We start from the raw sequence: 17,015 nt of genomic DNA, 5'->3' as shown, positions 1-17,015 counted from the left end.
CTCGATTTGATCGTGCCCAGCGGCAGGCCGGTTTCGGCGGCGATTTCGCTATGGCTCAGGTCCCCGAAATAGGCCCTTTCGATCAGTTCCCTCTGTTCGACCGGCAATGTCGCCAAGGCGCGGCCAAGCTGTTCCGTTTCTTGTTGCAGCCCCATCACCTCGACCTGATCAGGTTCGGCTTCGGGACCCCATGGCAGGTCTTCGGGTTCAGGCCTGCGCTGCTTGCGCAGAAAGTCGATCTTGCGGTTTCGTGCGATCGTGAAGATCCAGGTGGACACGCTCGCCTTCGCGGGATCGAACAGATGGGCCTTGTTCCAAAGGGTCGCCATGACCTCCTGTGTGCATTCTTCCGCCAGTTCCGGGCTGGCCCCCGACTTCATCAAGAACGACTTCACGCGCGGCGCGAAGTAACCGAACAATTCGGCAAAAGCCGCGCGGTCCTTCTTGTCCTTCACCGCGGTCACCTGGGCGACCCAGGCCATCCGCTTTGCTGCCGTTTCGGCTGTCACTTTGTTCGTCCTTGCATGTCGCGCCGCAGGCGTCCGAATCCCACCATACGCGCCGACAAAAGGCGACGCATCCGGTTTTGCAAGGGTCGTGTCCTCGGTGAACATGACATATTTACGCATCATACCGGTCGCTGGATCACCCTTTGCGATGATTTTGCTATGATCCAGCTAAGTAGTCGTGGCGTAATAGAAAAGGTAAAGAAAAACGACACAGGCGGAGCATCGTATATGCCATTCGAGACCGGGACGGCCGTGCCCAGAAAGATTGCGGTAATTGGGGCAGGCATTTCGGGGATGGGGGCAGCACATGCGCTGGCCAAGGACCATCAGGTTGTCCTGTTCGAAGCCGAGAAGCGTCTGGGCGGGCACGCCCGCACCAAGATGGCCGGACGCAACCGGGACCAGACGGTGGATACGGGCTTTATCGTCTTCAACTACGCCAACTACCCCAACATGACGCGGCTTTTCGAGCAACTGGATGTGCCGGTCACCAAAAGCAACATGAGCTTCGGCGCCTCGTTCGCCGGTGGCCGGTTCGAATATGCGCTGAACGATCTCAACGCGCTTTTCGCGCAGCGCCGCAACCTGTTGAACGCCAGGTTCCTGCGCATGCTGACCGATATCGCGAGGTTCAACGCCAAGGGGCTAGAGGCCAGCAAGGATGAATCGCTGACCATCGGGCAGCTGCTGAAGAAACTGAACCTCAGCGACTTTTTCCGCGATCACTATCTGCTGCCCTTCTCGGGGGCGATCTGGTCTACACCGAAGGAAAAGATCCTCGACTTTCCCGCCTATGCGCTGATGCGTTTTTTCGACAATCACGCGCTTCTCGGGGTCACCGGGCAACATCAGTGGTATACGGTTGACGGCGGCTCGCAGAACTATGTCTCGCGTCTGGGCGAGGACATGATCCAGCGCGGCGTGAACATCCGTCTCGGGGCCGCCATCGACGCCGTGCGCCGCAACAGCAGCGGTGCCGAGGTCAAGGCGCAGGGCGGCGATTGGGAACAGTTCGACGAGGTGGTCTTTGCCACCCATTCCGACCAGACGCTTGCGATGCTGTCCGATGCGACCGGCGTCGAGCGGTCGGTGCTGGGGGCCGTGCGCTATCAGCCGAACCGGATCGTCCTGCATTCGGACACCTCGATCATGCCGAAGCGCCGGCAGGTCTGGTCGTCGTGGATCTATACCGAAGATGCAGGCCGCACCGACACCGAAATCAACCTGACCTACTGGATGAACTCGCTTCAGCCCTGGCTGACGGGCGAGGATATCATGGTCACGCTGAACACCAAGCGCCCGATCCGCGAAGAGCTGATCTGGGACGAGGTGACATTGCATCACCCCGTCTACGATCTTGCGGCGATTGCCGCTCAAAAGGCGGCGGCGGCGATGAACGGGTCGAACCACACCTGGTTTTGCGGCGCGTGGATGAAAAACGGCTTCCACGAGGACGGCCTGTCGAGCGCGCTGGACGTGGTCCATGCGCTGAACTCGGTCGACCGTGTCAAGGTCGCAGCCGAGTGAGCGATACCGTCCATCATATCGCGGCCGAGACTTACCACGGGCGGCGGGGGGCGGTGAAGAACGCCTTCCGTTACTCGATCGACTACGTGCTGATGGATGCAGAGGCGACGGTCGCGACCCCTGCCCTTTTCTCGCGCAATACGGGCAACCTGATGTCGCTGAAGGACAGCGACCATGGCGGCCCGCCCAAGCAGGGCGTCGGCGCCGCTTGGGTCCGTGACGTGCTGGCGCAGTACCAGATCACCGATGCCGCACGGATCGAACTTCTCGCCCAGCCGCGTGTGCTGGGGCATGTGTTCAATCCGGTGTCGTTCTGGCTGTGCCATGACAGCGCGGACCGCCTGACCACCGTGATTGCCGAAGTGACGAACACATTCGGCGACCGCCATTCCTATCTGTGCCGCCATGACGACGGGCGGGCGATCACCAAGGACGAGACCATCTCGGCCCAAAAGCTGATGCATGTCTCGCCGTTCCAGCCCATCGAGGGCGGCTATACCTTCCGTTTCGATATCCAGCCGGACAGTATCGGCATCTGGATCGACTATTCGCGCGGCGAAGGCGGGTTGATCGCCACGCTGACGGGGCAGCGAAAGCCGATCACCAATGGCGCGATCATCCGCGCCGCAGTGCGCCGTCCTTTCGGGTCGCGCCGCGTCCTGGCCCTGATCCACTGGCAGGCGCTGAAACTGTGGTGGAAGGGTGCCACCTTCCGGTCACAACCCACCCCACCCACACAAGAGGTCAGCCGGTGAGCGCGCTCACCGACCGATTGCCGGCCTATTCCCTCTTTGCAGCCGTCCTCGCGGGGGCGGGGCTGCCGATCTATATCTACGCGCCGAAATACTATGCCGACACTTTCGGCGTCAGTCTGGCCGCCTTGGGTGCGTTGTTGTTCGGGCTGCGCCTTTTCGACATGATCCAGGACCCGGTGCTGGGCTGGATCAGCGAGCGGCTGGCAGGGCGCAAGAAGATCGTCATCACCGGCGTTGCCGGGATCATGGCGCTGTCGATGATCGGGCTTTTCGCGGTCGCGCCGCCGATTGACCCGCTGTGGTGGTTCGGGATCACGGTGACGGGGCTTTTCTCCGCCTTCAGTTTCCTGACGATCAACTTCTATGCGCAAGGCATCGGCAAGGCGGGCAACGATCCGCAGGGCCATGTGCGGCTAGCGGCATGGCGGGAAAGCGGGGCGCTGCTGGGTGTCTGCATCGCTGCCGTGATCCCGACCGTCCTGATCGGCGTGGTGGCGGACCCCTTCGCCGCCTTCGCCTTCGGCTTTGCCGCGCTGGCACTGATCGCGGCCGTGTTCATGTGGCCCGAGTGGAAAGGTCGCGTGGATCAGGACCCGACACCGATCGGCACGATCGTCGCCGATCCGACCGCGCGCAAACTGCTGATCCTTGCCTTGGTCAACGCCACGCCGCTGGCCGTGTCATCGACGCTGTTCCTGTTCTACGTCGAAAGCAAGCTGGGCGCACCGGGCTGGGAGGGCGGGCTGCTGGTCCTGTTTTTCCTTGCCGCCGCCCTGTCGTCACCCCTTTGGTCGGCGCTTGCGCGGCGCTTTCACCCCAAGCCGGTTCTGATTGTCGCGATGTGCCTCGCGGTCGCGTCCTTCGGCTATACGCTGACTTTATCGCCCGGCGATGTGATCCCCTTTGCGATCATCTGCGTAATAAGTGGAGCAACGATCGGTGCGGACCTGACATTGCTGCCGGCCATGTTCGCGAAACGCATGGCCGCGATTTCGCCGAATGGCGGTCAGGGGTTTGGTCTTTGGAACTTGGTCAACAAGTTCACGCTGGCGTTTGCTGCGGTGGTTTTGCTGCCGCTTCTGGAACGATCGGGGTTCGTGGCTGGCGCAACCGACCTGCCGCCCGAGGCCATCACGATGCTCACGGCGCTCTATGCGCTAGTGCCGTCGCTTTTGAAAATCTTGGCAATCGGGCTACTGGTTGTCATCAAGATCGAGGACTGAACGATGTCGTTTGTGACCTACATTCTGATTGGTGCCGTTCTGACGCTGGTCGCCGTCCTTCTGAAGGAACGTTATGTCTCATTCTGGGCGCAACGATCCGAGGATTATGCCGAAGGCCCGATCTTCGACATCCGCGAGCGGTTCAATGGCCCGATCCAATGCGAGGGCGTGATCTACGGGCCAACGGGGCGCGTTACGTCACGCTTTGTCGCTGACTTCGAGGCAAGCTGGAACGGCAATGTCGGCACCATGTCCGAGAAATTCCACTATGACAGCGGTGCCGTGCAGGATCGCGTCTGGACCCTGACGCTGGGCAATGACGGGCGGATCAAGGCCGAAGCGCCGGATCTGGTCGGGGCCGGCGCGGGCAAGCAGGAAGGCTCGGCCGTGTTGCTGAACTACCGCATCAAACTGACCGAAGAGGCGGGTGGCCATGCGCTGGATGTGACCGACTGGATGTATCTGATGGCCAACGGGTCGATCATGAACCGCAGCCAGTTCCGCAAGTTCGGGATCAAGGTGGCCGAACTGGTCGCGACCATGCGCCCCAAGGACAAGGCCTACGCAGGAGAATAACGTGCGCGATTGGCAAGGAAAACGCTACTGGCTCGTCGGTGCGAGCGAGGGGCTGGGGCGTGAGGTCGCCTTTGCCCTGAGCCGTGTCGGGGCCGAGGTGATCGTCTCGGCACGGTCCGAGGACCGGTTGAAGGACCTGGTCGCCGAACTGCCCGGCAAGGCGTCCTACGTCACCCTCGATGTGGCCGATCGCGCCGCGGTCGAGGCTGCGGCGAAAGAGGTGGGCGAAATCGACGGCGTGGTCTATCTGGCCGGTGTCTACTGGCCGATGAAGGCGCAGGATTGGGACAACGAAAAAGCCGACATGATGGGCGAGGTCAATTTCCTCGGGGCGTCGCGTGTCGTGGGTGCGGTGATCAAGGACATGGTTGCCAAAAACAAAGGCCATATCGTGCTGGTCGGCTCGCTTTCGGGGTTCCGTGGCCTGCCCGGTGCCATCGGCTATTGTTCGTCCAAGGCGGGGATGATGTCGCTGGCGGAATCGATGCAGGCCGATCTGCACCGGACCCCGATCGAGGTGCAGCTGATCAACCCCGGTTTCATCAAGACGCGGCTGACCGACAAGAACGACTTCAACATGCCCTTCATCATGTCACCCGAGGATGCCGCGAAAGAGGTCTTCGACCACATGAGCTCGGACCGTTTCAAGAAAAGCTTTCCGATGGTCTTTTCGTGGGTCTTCCGCCTGTCGCAATTCATGCCGGACTGGATGTACTACCGCCTGTTCGGCGCCAAATAGCTTGCGCTAGATCAAGGCACGCGGACCCTTTCTGCCGTCACTCTGGGGGCAGGAGGACGCAGCCATGCTACCCATATCTGCCGACAAGATCGCCGAGGTCATCATCCTTGCCCGCGAGCTCGACCGCGCGCAGGGCGAATTCTACGGCTTCGTGGACCAGCTGACCGAGGACGAGCAATACGGGCTGGTCGCCGTCTTCTGGATCGGGCGGGGCAGTTTCGACCCCGACGAACTGGCCGAGGCGCTTGTCACCGCCGAACGCGAGGCGACCACCTCGACAGCGGACTACCTGCTGGGCTCGCCGCATCTGGCCGACCATCTCGAGGCAGGCCTCGAGGCACTTGGGGTGGATCCATCCGCTGAGGAAGATCGGCTTTACCGGCCCGGCTGATCCCAGTCGACAAGCGGCCCGATCGGGATGATCCCCAGCGGATTGCGCTTTTCGCTCGCGCTGAAATAGCCGCGTTTGTAGATGTCGAACCGCACCGTCTGCGCGATACGCGGCAGATGGTATATCCGTTTGGCGTAGGTCCAGAGGTGCGCGTAGTCCGACAGTTTCTTCAGATTGCAGCGAAAGGCATAGTGATAGGCCACATCGAAGCGTGCCAGCGTCGGGAACAGGCGCAGGTCGGCCTCGGTCAGGGTGCCGCCGGCCAGCCAGTCGTGTGTCGCCAGATGCGCGTCGATCCTGTCAAGCGTTGCGAAGACCTCCCATGCGGCGGTCTCATAGGCGTCTTGGGTTGCGGCGAAACCCGCCTTGTAGACCCCGTTGTTCACCCTGTCGTAGATCAGCGCGTTCCAATCGTCGATGTCGCCCCGCAGCGCAACGGGGTAAAGGTCCGGACCGTCGAAGGATTGTCCAAGCATCCGCACGATATCGGCGGATTCGTTGCTGACCATCCGGCCTTGCACCTTGTCCCACAACACCGGCACCGTCAGCCGACCGGTATAGCCCATCGGGTCGGCGCTATAGACCTCGTGCAAGGCACGGACACCCAGCAGCGGGTCCGAAAATTCGCCCGCCGCGTCAAAGACCCAACCCTGATCGTCACGGTTGGGTTTGGCATAGGATACCGTGATCGCGTCCAGCCCCATCACCGCGCGTGTCAGCAGTGTCCGATGCGCCCAAGGGCAGTTCCAGGCGACAAAGAGGTGATAGCGGCTTGCATCCGCGGGAAACCCGGTGTCTCCGATCCAGTTGCGGACCGTGCTGCGGCTACGCTCCCACTCGCCCGACGGCAGGGTTGCGGTGACGTCATCGCCAACATGATAGACCCCGTTGACCATATATCCCATCAGGCAAGACCCCTTTTGAAGCAGACCGCGCTGGGGATCGGCACATTCTGACGGGGCGTTTGTCTCGGCAAGGCGTCCCCCCCAGTCTAGAAATGCGTGCGCGCATGGGCGCGGGCGGGATCGTCAAGATGCGGGATCGCGTTGAAACCGGCAAGGATCGGCCCTTGCGGGATCACATGCACCCGATGCACCGAGGTGTTCATGATCGGCAACAGAACATGGGACATCCGGCGCGGGTCGAGATCCAGCAGATACCGCATGATCATCCCGATCACCCCGCCCGAGGTCACGCAGAGCACCCGCACACCGGGTTGCGCGGCCTCTTGCAGCACCGAGGTCACACGCTCTTCGAAAGAGGCGAAGGTCTCGACCCCCATGATCTCGGCCTTGTGCCATGCCTCCATCACCTGCGTGACGTGAGAGGCAAAGTTGTCCGGCCCGGGAAACGGAACCCCGTGCACATCCTGAAGCGCGCGGCCAAGGTTGAAGTAATCCATTTCGTTCAGGCGCGCATCGACCTGTTGATCAAGATAGCCAAGGCCTGCCGTGGTTTCCCGATGCCGCCGCAAACTGCCCGAGATCACCTTGTCGAACGGCCCTTCACGATCGCGCAGGTAGTCGCCCAGCCACTGGGCCTGCTGATGACCCAAATCCGAAAGCCGGTCATAGCCCGCCTCATCCTTGGCACTGGAATTCGCCTGCCCATGCCGGACCAGAATGATTTCGCCCATGCGTGTCTCCTTCCCGCGAAGGGTTAGGGAATCGGGGCCCGATTGGCAATGCGGAGGGGACAAGACGACCGGCGAGGCACCGCGTGGCCTGTCACATTCGGCGTCCGCTCTTCACGCCGAACGGAGAAGACTGAAACAGCGCCTCATCACAGATTTGCGCGGCGATGAAATGCGTGAGGTGTCGTGAACCACCGTGCGTCTGCCAGACCTGCCTTCTGCCCGCCTGCGCACTGAAAGGCGCCCATTTGTGTGCAATTGTGCACAAAACACCTCAGTCGAGGAAAATCGCGCAAATCAAGTGGCTTAGCCGATCACGGCCGCCCGAATTATCGTGATCGGGACAGCACTTTTCGGGCAGGAGGTTTGGCCCAATCTTGGTGTCATCGAAACGCGGCACCCCCGCCGCACAAGATGCAAACCAAGCGGTTCTCCCGACCGCGACACCTGAAAGGAACACATCATGTCCATCAAGAAATTCGCCCTGATCATCGCAGCACTTGGCGCCACCGGCACGGCTGCTTCGGCTGACAGCTACTTCGGCTTCAAGGGCGCACTCGACGCTGAATCCACGCTGGAACTTGGGCTTGTCCGCGCCGAAGCCGACGGCATCGTCGAAGTCTATGACTTCCGTCGCGGTGAAGTGGGTGCGCTGCTCGGCACCCAATCGGTCAACGCCGGTGCGAACTCTGACGTCCGCGTCAATGTCGGCATCGCGCCACGGCAGGACGTGATCGCGCTCTTGAAAGTCGACGGTGAGGTCGTGGCCGAGTATCGCTACGACGTGAACGACTGACTTTTGTCCGGACTGCGCGACAAAAGGGCCGGTGCATCCCGCACCGGCCCTTTTTGTTGTCCGTGACCGCCCTTGCAACTTGTGCAGCATATCCTGCCGTGAAATTGTAACCGCCAAGAGCAGCAAGACGATCAGAACAGGGTCACAAACTCGCTTTGTCCAGTGCAACACTCCTGAGTGATATTTTCGGCTTTGACGGCTTCCGCCCCGGTCAGGAAGAGATCGTCGACGCCGTCACGCGCGGCGACAATACGCTTGCGATCATGCCTACGGGTGGCGGCAAGTCACTGTGCTTTCAACTGCCGGCCCTGTTGCGCGACGGCCTGACCGTCGTGATCTCGCCGCTGATCGCGCTGATGCGGGATCAGGTGCGCGGGTTGACCGAAGCCGGTGTTCCGGCGGGGGCCTTGACATCCGGCAACACGCCAGAGGAAACCGATGCGGTCTGGTCCGGGCTTGAGGCAGGCACGCTCAAGCTGCTTTACATGGCGCCTGAACGCCTTGCCTCGGGCGGGACCATCAACATGCTGCGCCGCGCGGGCGTCGGTCTGATCGCCGTGGACGAGGCGCATTGCGTCAGCCAGTGGGGGCATGACTTCCGCCCCGATTATCTGCGCATCGGCGAGCTGCGCCGGACGCTGGATGTGCCACTGGCTGCCTTCACCGCGACGGCGGATGCCGAAACGCGCGACGAGATTGTCCAGAAGCTGTTCGATGGCCAGCAACCGGCGACGTTCCTGCGCGGCTTCGACCGTCCCAATATCCACCTTGCTTTCGCGGTCAAGGACAGCCCCCGCCAGCAGATCCTGGCCTTTGCCGCCGCCCGCAAGGGCCAGTCGGGCATCGTCTATTGCGGCACCCGCGCCAAGACCGAGACGCTGGCCCGCGCCCTTGCCGAAGCCGGTCACAGCACGTGCCACTATCACGGCGGGATGGAGGCCGAGGACCGCCGCATCGTCGAACGCCGCTTTCAACAGGACGACGGGCTGATCGTCTGCGCCACGGTCGCTTTCGGCATGGGGATCGACAAGCCGGATATCCGCTGGGTCGCCCACGCCGATCTGCCCAAGTCGATCGAGGCCTATTATCAGGAAATCGGGCGCGCAGGCCGCGACGGGGCCCCCGCCGAGACGCTAACGCTCTTTGGTCCCGACGACATCCGCTTTCGCCGCCAGCAGATCGACGAAGGATTGGCCCCGCCGGAACGCCGCGCCGCCGATCACGGGCGGCTGAACGCGCTTCTGGGACTGGCCGAGGCGCTGCACTGCCGCCGCCAGACGCTCTTGGGTTATTTCGACGAGGCGGCCACGCCTTGCGGCAACTGCGATCTCTGCGACAAGCCGGCCGAGGTCTTCGACGGCACCACCGCCGTGCGCATGGCGCTGTCTGCGGCGTTGCGCACGGACGAATGGTTCGGAGCGGGCCATCTGATCGACATCCTGCTGGGCAACCGCACCGACAAGATCACCGCGCGCGGGCATGACAGCCTGCCCACCTTCGGGGTCGGCAAGGATTATGACAAGCGCCAGTGGGCCACGATCTTTCGCCAGATGATGGGCCACGACCTGCTGCGCCCCGACCGCGACAGGCACGGCGCGCTGCGGATGACCGAGAAGGCCCGCCCGATCCTGCGGGGCGAGGCTGGCATCGATTTGCGCCGCGATACGATCAGGGCGGCGAAGGGCAGCGACCGGACCGTGCGGGCGATGGTCAGCGACGAGGACGCGCCGCTGCTTTCGGCCTTGAAGGCCAAGCGACGCGCGTTGGCAGAACAGGCGAATGTCCCCGCCTATATCATCTTCAACGACCGCACCCTGATCGAGATGGCCGAAAAGCGCCCCCTGACCCTCGACGACATGGCGCGGATCGGTGGGGTCGGTGCCAAGAAACTCGAAAACTACGGCCGCGCCTTTCTGCAGGTCATCGCGGGCGAGGTGGCCGAGGTGCATCCGATGCGCCGCAAACTGGCGGGCCGCACCGAGGGCGAGGTTTATGACCGTCTCATGGCTGCGCAGGCCGCACTTGCGCGGGGGCCGCATGGCGCGGACAAACCGATGAGCTGCTCTGCCGCGACGCTCGCCAAAGTCGCGCAACTGCGCGGGGCGGATATGGACCACCTGACGCGTCTGATCGGCGACAAATATGCCGAACGCTTTGGCGAAGCGTTTTTGGAGGTGCTTGAGGGACGTTAGCCCTGCCCCACGGTTGACCGCCCGCGCAGGGCGCAGTAGCACCCACTTCTCGCAAAGAAGGGCACGGTCATGGCACGCAAACGCAAAGGGCGCGATATTTCGGGATGGCTGGTGGTGGACAAGCCTGCGGGTGTGACCTCGACCGCCGTGGTGGGCAAGGTGCGCTGGGCGCTGGACGCAAGGAAGGCGGGGCACGCAGGCACGCTTGACCCCGAAGCAACGGGGGTTCTGGCCGTGGCCTTGGGTGAGGCGACGAAGACCGTCCCCTTCATCACCGACGCGCTGAAAGCCTATCAGTTCACCGTCCGTCTGGGGCAGGCCACCACTACCGACGATGCCGAGGGCGAGGTGATCGCAACTTCGGACCTGCGGCCTTCGGACGATGCGATCAAGGCGGCCCTCGGCCAGTTCGTCGGCGACATCATGCAGGTGCCGCCGCAGTTCTCGGCGGTGAAGGTCGATGGCGAACGCGCCTACAAACGCGCCCGCGACGGCGAAGAGATGGACCTTGCCGCCCGCCCGCTCTGGGTCGAGGCGCTTTTGCTGATCGACCGTCCCGATCCTGATCATGTCGTGCTCGAGATGACCTGCGGCAAGGGCGGCTACGTGCGATCCATCGCCCGCGATCTGGGCGAGGCTTTGGGTTGCAAGGCGCATGTCAAATCGCTGCGCCGGATCTGGTCGGGGCCCTTCCGCGCCGACGATGGCATTTCGTTGGACCGGATCGACGCATTGGCGCGCACGCCGGACCTCGACGCCCTCGTTCAGCCGCTTGAAACCGGCCTGTCCGACCTGCCCGAGGTGCGGTGTCTTGCCGAAAGCGTGGCACGGTTGCGCAACGGCAATCCGGCCTCGGTCATCGCGCATGATGTGGAGTTCGGCGAAGAGGTCTGGGCCTCTTTTCAGGGGCAGGCGATTGCGGTCGGTATCTACAAGGGCGGCGCGCTGCATCCGACGCGCGTTTTCGTCGATCACGAAGCGTGATCACCCGCAGCCATATCAAGGACGATGCGCCATCCGTGGCGGTCTATTCGGATTGCGCGCAGTATCGCTATGCCCTGACCCGCACATGGGACGCCACCGGCAAGCGCGTGCTGTTCATCATGCTGAACCCCTCGAAGGCGACCGAGGTGCAGAACGACCCCACGGTCGAGCGTTGCGAAAGACGCGCGCGGGCCTTGGGCTTTGGCGCGTTTCGCGTGACCAATATCTTCGCATGGCGCGAGACCGACCCCCAGAAGATGCGCAAGGCGGCGGATCCGGTGGGGCCCCAGAATGATGCGCAGATCCTTGAAGCTGTTGGCTGGGCCGATGCCGTCATCGCCGCTTGGGGGACGCATGGCGCCCACCTTGATCGCGGTCCGGCTGTGGCACGTCTTTTGCGCGAAACGCACCGCCCGCTCTTGGTCCTTGGGTTGACGAAAGACGGCCATCCGCGCCACCCGCTCTATGTCGGCTACAGGGTCCAGCCCGTTCTCTGGCGTTAACCATTTGGTAAGAAATGCCGCCACGAGGCCGGTGCTGCGTGGTATTCCGGCACAGACGGGTCGGGGGCGACTCGGATTTCTAGAGGTGACACCATGCTTGCCATCCTCGGCTTGGTCGGGGCTGCACTTGCGGCTTTCATGTTTATTGACACGGACGACGACGGCGGCATCGCAACGCCGGCCGATGACGCACCCGATGCGCCCGACCTGCCCGTCGTTTCGCTGGATGCGATGCTGCCGCCCAGCGACGAGGACACGGTGATTTTCTCCGGCAATGGGGATGACACCGTGATCACCGGCGCAGGAAACGACCATCTGGATGGCGGGGATGGCGACGATCACCTGATCGCGGGCGCGGGCGACGACCGGCTGGAAGGCGGACGCGGCGACGATGTGCTGATCGGGGGCGACGGCGATGATGTGCTGAACGGTCACGTCGGCAACGACATCCTGTTCGGGGGCGCGGGGAATGACCGGCTGAACGGCGGAGAAGGAGACGACTATCTGCACGGCGGCGACGGGGACGACTGGCTGCTGGGGTCCTTCGGCGATGACGTGCTGATCGGGGGCGCGGGCTCTGATACGCTGCACGGCGGGATGGGGAACGATATTCTCTATGATCGCGGGGATACGGACCGCGACTATCTGAACGGCGGCGCGGGCGACGACCGCCTGATGGGGGATCAGGGCGACGTGCTGAATGGCGGAACGGGCGCGGACGTCTTTGCCCTGATCGAAAACAACGGTGTGATCGTCGAAGACTACGATCCGGCCGAGGACGTGATCGAGCTGACCTATGTCGGCCAGACGCCGGCGCTGAGCACAGCGCTGTCCGATGGTGGGTTGGACCTCTTTGCTGATGGGTCGCTGGTTGCGACCTTCGAAAACATCGACAGGCTCGACCTTGCGCAGATCAGGCTGATCGCCGCCTGAGAAACCCCTTTTCTTTTGCAGCGATTCCCCCTAAACGCACGCATCCGCGCAGGGAATCCCCCTGCCGGAGCCTCCATGGGCCTTTCTGGACGACATCCCGGATCGCGCCATCAACCCTTGACCGATAAGGAGACCCCGATGTCGATTACTGCTGAAGAAAAAGCCCGCATCCTGAAGGAATTCGCGACCAAGGAAGGCGACACCGGTTCGCCTGAAGTGCAGGTCGCCATCCTGTCCAGCCGCATCGCGACGCTGACGGAACACTTCAAGACGCACAAGAAAGACAACCACGGCCGCCGTGGTCTGTTGAAAATGGTTGCCCTGCGCCGCAAGCTTCTGGACTACACCAAGTCAAAGGACGAAGCCCGCTATCAGGCCCTGATCGAAAAGCTGGGTCTGCGCCGCTAAGCGCCGCCACAGGACTTCACGAAAGCGCCCGCCATCCGGTGGGCGTTTTTTGTTGCGGGGGGCTGCCGGACGCGACGTCTCACTGGCGCGATGATCATCCGGCAGATTAGGTTTCCCCAAGGGAAGAGCAACAAGAGGCGGCCCCCGGGCCGAAGTGCGCAGTGGCCAAGGCAGTCAAATTCACCTTCATCGCTATTGCCCTGATCGCCACAGGCCTTGCGGGCTACCTGCGGTTCGCCCCGCCCGACCTGCTGAGGGTCGGCACCAACTATGCGGCCAAGGTCGTCTGTTCCAGCGTCTTCATTTCCAGCCGCGATGCGGACGAGGTGCTGAGGGTCGATGTGCAGGCCCCGGGGCATCCGCTGCTTGGCTATGTCTCGGTCAGCGTCGATCAGGCGGCGCAATCCGTCTCGGCCCGTCTTTTCGGCTTTGCCGCCCACGCGACCGCGCAATATCGCGCGGGGCTGGGCTGCGCCAACCTGCATGATACCGACCTGAGCGATGCGACCGTGACAGCAGACCTTGCTGCGCCTGACGGATCTTGGCCACAAGGCAATGATGTCAGCCTGTCACAAGACCCCGCGATTTCCGCGATCCTCTCGGACCCTGCCCTGCTTGGGGACGGGTATCGCGCCATTGTCGTGGTCAAGGACGGGCAGATCATCGGCGAAACCTATGCCGCAGGGTTCAGCCCGGACACCCCGCTTCTTGGCTGGTCGATGACCAAGACGGTGACGGCGGCGATCATCGGGTCGCTGATCCAAGCCGGCGAGATGAGCCTCGATGATCCGCTGACCGGATCTTTCGCGCCATGGGATCAGGACGCTCGGGCGGGCATAACGGTGCGCGACATGCTGGCGATGTCCAGCGGGCTGGAATGGAACGAGGGTTACGGAAACGTCTCGGACGTGACACGGATGCTTTATCTCAGCGACGACATGGCGGGTTTTGCGTCCGGCAAACCGCTTGATGCGGCCATCGGGACGGCTTTCACCTACTCGTCCGGCACGTCGACGATCTTGTCGCGGGTCTGGCAGGATCGGGTGGGGCAGACCGCGCTGACCTATCCCCGCGCGGCGATCTTCGGGCCGCTCGGCATGACCTCGGCCGTTCTGGAAGCCGATGCGGCGGATACCTTCGTGGGGTCCAGCTATATGTATGCAACCGCCCGCGATTGGGCGCGTTTCGGGCAGTTCCTGTTGCAGGGCGGCACGTGGAACGGCGCGCAAATCCTGCCGGAAGGGTTCACAGACTGGATGGTCGAGCCGGTCGAAAGCGCGAACGGGGCCTATGCGCGCGGACATCTTTGGCGTGAAGCGGCAAGCGGCCAGCCGCCTTTCGAGGATGCGGTCTGGCTGCGGGGCCATGACGGGCAGTGGGTCGGCGTCTTTCCCTCCCGCGATCTGGTTCTGGTGCGGCTTGGGCTGACACCCTCGCGGCTGGGCTATTCGCCGCTTCCGCTGGCGCGGGCGCTTGTGGCCGCTTTGGGGGATGGCGCATAGGCGCACCCCCGCAACTATCCCTTCCCAAACCGCATGATCTGCGTTATGGCCCGCCCATCTTGGAAGAAGCGGCGCCCGCATCCCAGCGCCTTAACAAGATACCGGGATGAGGGGGAATACGCCCCCTACGTAAAAGGCCATATGGGCCAACTAGGAAAACACAATGTTCAACGAAGTGAAAAAATCAATCCAGTGGGGCGAGGAAACGCTGACACTGGAAACGGGCAAGGTCGCCCGTCAGGCCGATGGCTCTGTCATCGCAACCTTGGGCGAAACCTCTGTCATGGCCAACGTGACATTCGCCAAATCGCAAAAGCCGGGTCAGGACTTCTTTCCGCTGACCGTCCATTATCAGGAAAAATACTATGCCGCAGGCAAAGTGCCCGGCGGCTTTTTCAAGCGCGAGGCGCGTCCGACCGAAAAAGAGACGCTGACCGCCCGCCTGATCGACCGTCCGATCCGTCCGCTGTTCGCCCCGGGCTTCAAGAACGAAGTTCTGGTGATGTGCACCGTGCTGAGCCACGACATGGTCAACGATCCCGATATGGTCGCGATGATCGCAGCCTCTGCTGCGCTGACGATCTCGGGCGCGCCGTTCATGGGCCCGATCGCAGCTTGCCGCGTCGGTTTCGAGGATGGCGAATACATCCTGAACCCTGAAATCGACGACATGCACAACCTGCGCATGAACCCCGATCAGCGTCTGGACCTTGTGGTCGCAGGCACCAAGGACGCCGTGATGATGGTGGAATCGGAAGCTTACGAGCTGTCCGAGGACGAAATGCTGGGTGCCGTGACCTTCGCGCACGCACAAATCCAGCCGGTCATCGACCTGATCATCGATCTGGCCGAAGATGCCGCGAAAGAGCCGTTCCAATTCGACGCGCCCGACTATTCGGACCTCTACGCGGCTGTGAAAGCCGCTGGCGAGGACAAGATGCGCGCCGCTTATGCGATCACGGACAAGCAGGAACGCACCACCGCCGTGGCCTCCGTGAAGGCCGAGATCATCGAAAGCCTGACCGAGGAACAGCAGGAAGATGCGAACCTCGGGCCTGCCCTGAAAAAGCTGGAATCGGCTGTGCTGCGCGGTGACGTGGTCAAGCATGGCCGCCGCATCGACGGTCGCGCCTTGGACGAAATCCGCCCGATCGTCTCGGAAACGGGCATCCTGCCGCGCACGCATGGGTCCGCCCTGTTCACCCGTGGCGAGACCCAAGGTCTGGTCGTGACCACCCTTGGCACCGGCGACGACGAACAGATGGTCGATGCGCTGACCGGCATGTACAAAGCCAACTTCATGCTGCACTACAACTTCCCCCCCTATTCGGTGGGCGAGGCGGGCCGTGTCGGCCCTCCGGGTCGGCGCGAAATCGGTCACGGCAAACTGGCCTGGCGTGCGCTTCAGGCGGTTCTGCCAGCGCCGACCGACTTCCCCTACACGATCCGGGTCGTTTCCGAGATCACGGAATCCAACGGGTCATCCTCGATGGCATCCGTCTGCGGCGGCTCTTTGTCGATGATGGACGCCGGTGTGCCGCTGAAAGCACCGGTTGCCGGTGTGGCGATGGGTCTGGTGATGGAAGACGACGGCTCCTACGCCGTTCTGTCCGACATCCTTGGTGACGAAGATCACCTCGGCGACATGGACTTCAAGGTTGCGGGCACCGAAAAGGGGATCACCTCGCTGCAGATGGATATCAAGATCGCAGGCATCACGCCCGAGATCATGAAAAAGGCGTTGGAACAGGCGAAAGCCGGACGTCTGCACATCCTCAACGAGATGAGCAAGGCCCTGACCGGCGCAAACGAGTTCAGCGTCCATGCGCCCAAGATCGAAACGATGACCATTCCGGCCGACAAGATCCGCGAAGTGATCGGCTCGGGCGGCAAGGTCATCCGCGAGATCGTGGAAACATCCGGCGCCAAGGTCGACATCAACGACGATGGCGTGATCAAGCTGGCATCCAACGATGCCGAGGCGATCAAACGTGCCTACGACATGATCTATTCGATCGTGGCCGAGCCGGAAGAAGGGCAGATCTACAAGGGCACGGTCGTCAAGGTCGTGGACTTCGGCGCCTTCGTGAACTTCTTCGGCAAGCGCGACGGTCTGGTGCATGTCTCCCAGATCGAAAACCGCCGCCTGAACCATCCTTCCGATGTGCTGAAGGAAGGTCAGGAAGTCTGGGTCAAGCTTTTGGGCTTCGATGATCGCGGCAAGGTCCGGTTGGCCATGAAGATGGTCAATCAGGAAACCGGCGAAGAACTGAAGAAAGAGGAAGAGGTCGAATAAGACCCCTTCTGACCGAAACCAGAGGGCCCGTCAGCGATGCTGGCGGGC

At 62.6% G+C, this 17,015-nt stretch carries 17 protein-coding genes; 14 read left to right on the top strand and 3 right to left on the bottom strand.

The features are described 5' to 3' along the window. Nucleotides 1-482: sigma-70 family RNA polymerase sigma factor (locus V7N12_RS10435; protein WP_333714471.1), on the bottom strand; the 482-nt coding region annotated here is incomplete at its 3' end. Nucleotides 483-737: 255 nt separating this feature from the next. Between V7N12_RS10435 and V7N12_RS10430 the strand changes: the two genes are divergently transcribed. The 6 genes from V7N12_RS10430 (at nt 738) to V7N12_RS10405 (ending at nt 5,720) form a co-directional block, all read left to right on the top strand. Next, nucleotides 738-2,036, top strand: a complete 1,299-nt coding sequence (locus V7N12_RS10430; RefSeq protein WP_333714470.1) for an NAD(P)/FAD-dependent oxidoreductase — start codon at nt 738-740, stop codon at nt 2,034-2,036. After that, on the top strand, nt 2,033-2,791 hold the full coding sequence (locus tag V7N12_RS10425; RefSeq protein WP_333714469.1) for a DUF1365 domain-containing protein: 759 nt from the start codon (nt 2,033-2,035) through the stop codon (nt 2,789-2,791). Before V7N12_RS10430 ends, V7N12_RS10425 begins: the two co-directional genes overlap by 4 nt. Continuing rightward, on the top strand, nt 2,788-4,014 hold the full coding sequence (locus V7N12_RS10420) for an MFS transporter (RefSeq protein WP_333714468.1): 1,227 nt from the start codon (nt 2,788-2,790) through the stop codon (nt 4,012-4,014). Before V7N12_RS10425 ends, V7N12_RS10420 begins: the two co-directional genes overlap by 4 nt. 3 nt (nt 4,015-4,017) lie before the next feature. Further along, a complete protein-coding gene (locus V7N12_RS10415; protein ID WP_333714467.1) occupies nt 4,018-4,590 on the top strand; it encodes a DUF3833 family protein in 573 nt (190 codons plus the stop codon). A 1-nt stretch (nt 4,591) separates the two neighbouring features. Further along, entirely contained in the window at nt 4,592-5,329 is a 738-nt protein-coding gene (locus tag V7N12_RS10410) for an SDR family NAD(P)-dependent oxidoreductase (protein ID WP_333714466.1), read from the top strand. Between the two features lie 64 nt (nt 5,330-5,393). Then, nucleotides 5,394-5,720, top strand: a complete 327-nt coding sequence (locus V7N12_RS10405; protein WP_333714464.1) for a DUF3775 domain-containing protein — start codon at nt 5,394-5,396, stop codon at nt 5,718-5,720. Here the strand turns inward: V7N12_RS10405 and V7N12_RS10400 are convergent. After that, entirely contained in the window at nt 5,705-6,625 is a 921-nt protein-coding gene (locus V7N12_RS10400) for a glutathione S-transferase family protein (RefSeq protein ID WP_333714462.1), read from the bottom strand. The two genes, V7N12_RS10405 and V7N12_RS10400, sit on opposite strands and share 16 nt — an antisense overlap. Before the next feature lie 86 nt (nt 6,626-6,711). Beyond that, on the bottom strand, nt 6,712-7,356 hold the full coding sequence (locus V7N12_RS10395) for a histidine phosphatase family protein (protein WP_333714461.1): 645 nt from the start codon (nt 7,354-7,356) through the stop codon (nt 6,712-6,714). 460 nt (nt 7,357-7,816) lie between these two features. Between V7N12_RS10395 and V7N12_RS10390 the strand changes: the two genes are divergently transcribed. From V7N12_RS10390 to pnp, 8 genes are all read left to right on the top strand, one after another. Further along, nucleotides 7,817-8,149: a hypothetical protein gene (locus V7N12_RS10390; protein ID WP_333714459.1), complete on the top strand. Its 333-nt coding sequence runs from the start codon at nt 7,817-7,819 to the stop codon at nt 8,147-8,149. A gap of 155 nt (nt 8,150-8,304) precedes the next feature. Continuing rightward, nucleotides 8,305-10,341 (top strand): DNA helicase RecQ, encoded by a 2,037-nt coding sequence (gene recQ / locus V7N12_RS10385; protein ID WP_333714457.1) that lies wholly within the window; start codon nt 8,305-8,307, stop codon nt 10,339-10,341. Between the two features lie 69 nt (nt 10,342-10,410). Next, nucleotides 10,411-11,325, top strand: coding sequence for a tRNA pseudouridine(55) synthase TruB (truB, locus tag V7N12_RS10380; RefSeq protein WP_333714456.1), 915 nt, complete (start codon nt 10,411-10,413; stop codon nt 11,323-11,325). Beyond that, nucleotides 11,322-11,828, top strand: coding sequence for a DUF1643 domain-containing protein (locus V7N12_RS10375; RefSeq protein WP_333714454.1), 507 nt, complete (start codon nt 11,322-11,324; stop codon nt 11,826-11,828). Before truB ends, V7N12_RS10375 begins: the two co-directional genes overlap by 4 nt. Nucleotides 11,829-11,921: 93 nt before the next feature. Beyond that, on the top strand, nt 11,922-12,761 hold the full coding sequence (locus V7N12_RS10370) for a calcium-binding protein (protein ID WP_333714453.1): 840 nt from the start codon (nt 11,922-11,924) through the stop codon (nt 12,759-12,761). Nucleotides 12,762-12,899: 138 nt separating this feature from the next. Next, nucleotides 12,900-13,169, top strand: a complete 270-nt coding sequence (gene rpsO, locus V7N12_RS10365) for a 30S ribosomal protein S15 (RefSeq protein WP_333714452.1) — start codon at nt 12,900-12,902, stop codon at nt 13,167-13,169. Nucleotides 13,170-13,330: 161 nt separating this feature from the next. Then, entirely contained in the window at nt 13,331-14,671 is a 1,341-nt protein-coding gene (locus V7N12_RS10360; protein ID WP_333714451.1) for a serine hydrolase domain-containing protein, read from the top strand. Between the two features lie 163 nt (nt 14,672-14,834). Then, nucleotides 14,835-16,967 carry a polyribonucleotide nucleotidyltransferase gene (gene pnp, locus V7N12_RS10355; RefSeq protein ID WP_333714450.1) on the top strand — a complete coding sequence of 711 codons (2,133 nt, stop codon included), beginning with the start codon at nt 14,835-14,837 and terminating at the stop codon, nt 16,965-16,967. Nucleotides 16,968-17,015 lie beyond the last annotated feature (48 nt).

Source organism: Yoonia sp. (genome assembly GCF_036770585.1).
GTDB lineage: Bacteria > Pseudomonadota > Alphaproteobacteria > Rhodobacterales > Rhodobacteraceae > Yoonia.
The sequence above is the reverse complement of the archived record's forward strand: the minus strand, read 5'-3'. Positions and strand labels throughout refer to the sequence as shown.

Excerpts from the sequence above, each read along its gene's own strand:
- pnp (WP_333714450.1), top strand. The coding sequence starts at position 14,835 with ATGTTCAACGAAGTGAAAAAATCAATCCAGTGGGGCGAGGAAACGCTG.
- V7N12_RS10400 (WP_333714462.1), bottom strand. The coding sequence starts at position 6,625 with ATGGGATATATGGTCAACGGGGTCTATCATGTTGGCGATGACGTCACC.
- V7N12_RS10395 (WP_333714461.1), bottom strand. The coding sequence starts at position 7,356 with ATGGGCGAAATCATTCTGGTCCGGCATGGGCAGGCGAATTCCAGTGCC.
- V7N12_RS10405 (WP_333714464.1), top strand. The coding sequence starts at position 5,394 with ATGCTACCCATATCTGCCGACAAGATCGCCGAGGTCATCATCCTTGCC.
- rpsO (WP_333714452.1), top strand. The coding sequence starts at position 12,900 with ATGTCGATTACTGCTGAAGAAAAAGCCCGCATCCTGAAGGAATTCGCG.
- V7N12_RS10430 (WP_333714470.1), top strand. The coding sequence starts at position 738 with ATGCCATTCGAGACCGGGACGGCCGTGCCCAGAAAGATTGCGGTAATT.
- V7N12_RS10370 (WP_333714453.1), top strand. The coding sequence starts at position 11,922 with ATGCTTGCCATCCTCGGCTTGGTCGGGGCTGCACTTGCGGCTTTCATG.
- truB (WP_333714456.1), top strand. The coding sequence starts at position 10,411 with ATGGCACGCAAACGCAAAGGGCGCGATATTTCGGGATGGCTGGTGGTG.
- V7N12_RS10415 (WP_333714467.1), top strand. The coding sequence starts at position 4,018 with ATGTCGTTTGTGACCTACATTCTGATTGGTGCCGTTCTGACGCTGGTC.
- V7N12_RS10390 (WP_333714459.1), top strand. The coding sequence starts at position 7,817 with ATGTCCATCAAGAAATTCGCCCTGATCATCGCAGCACTTGGCGCCACC.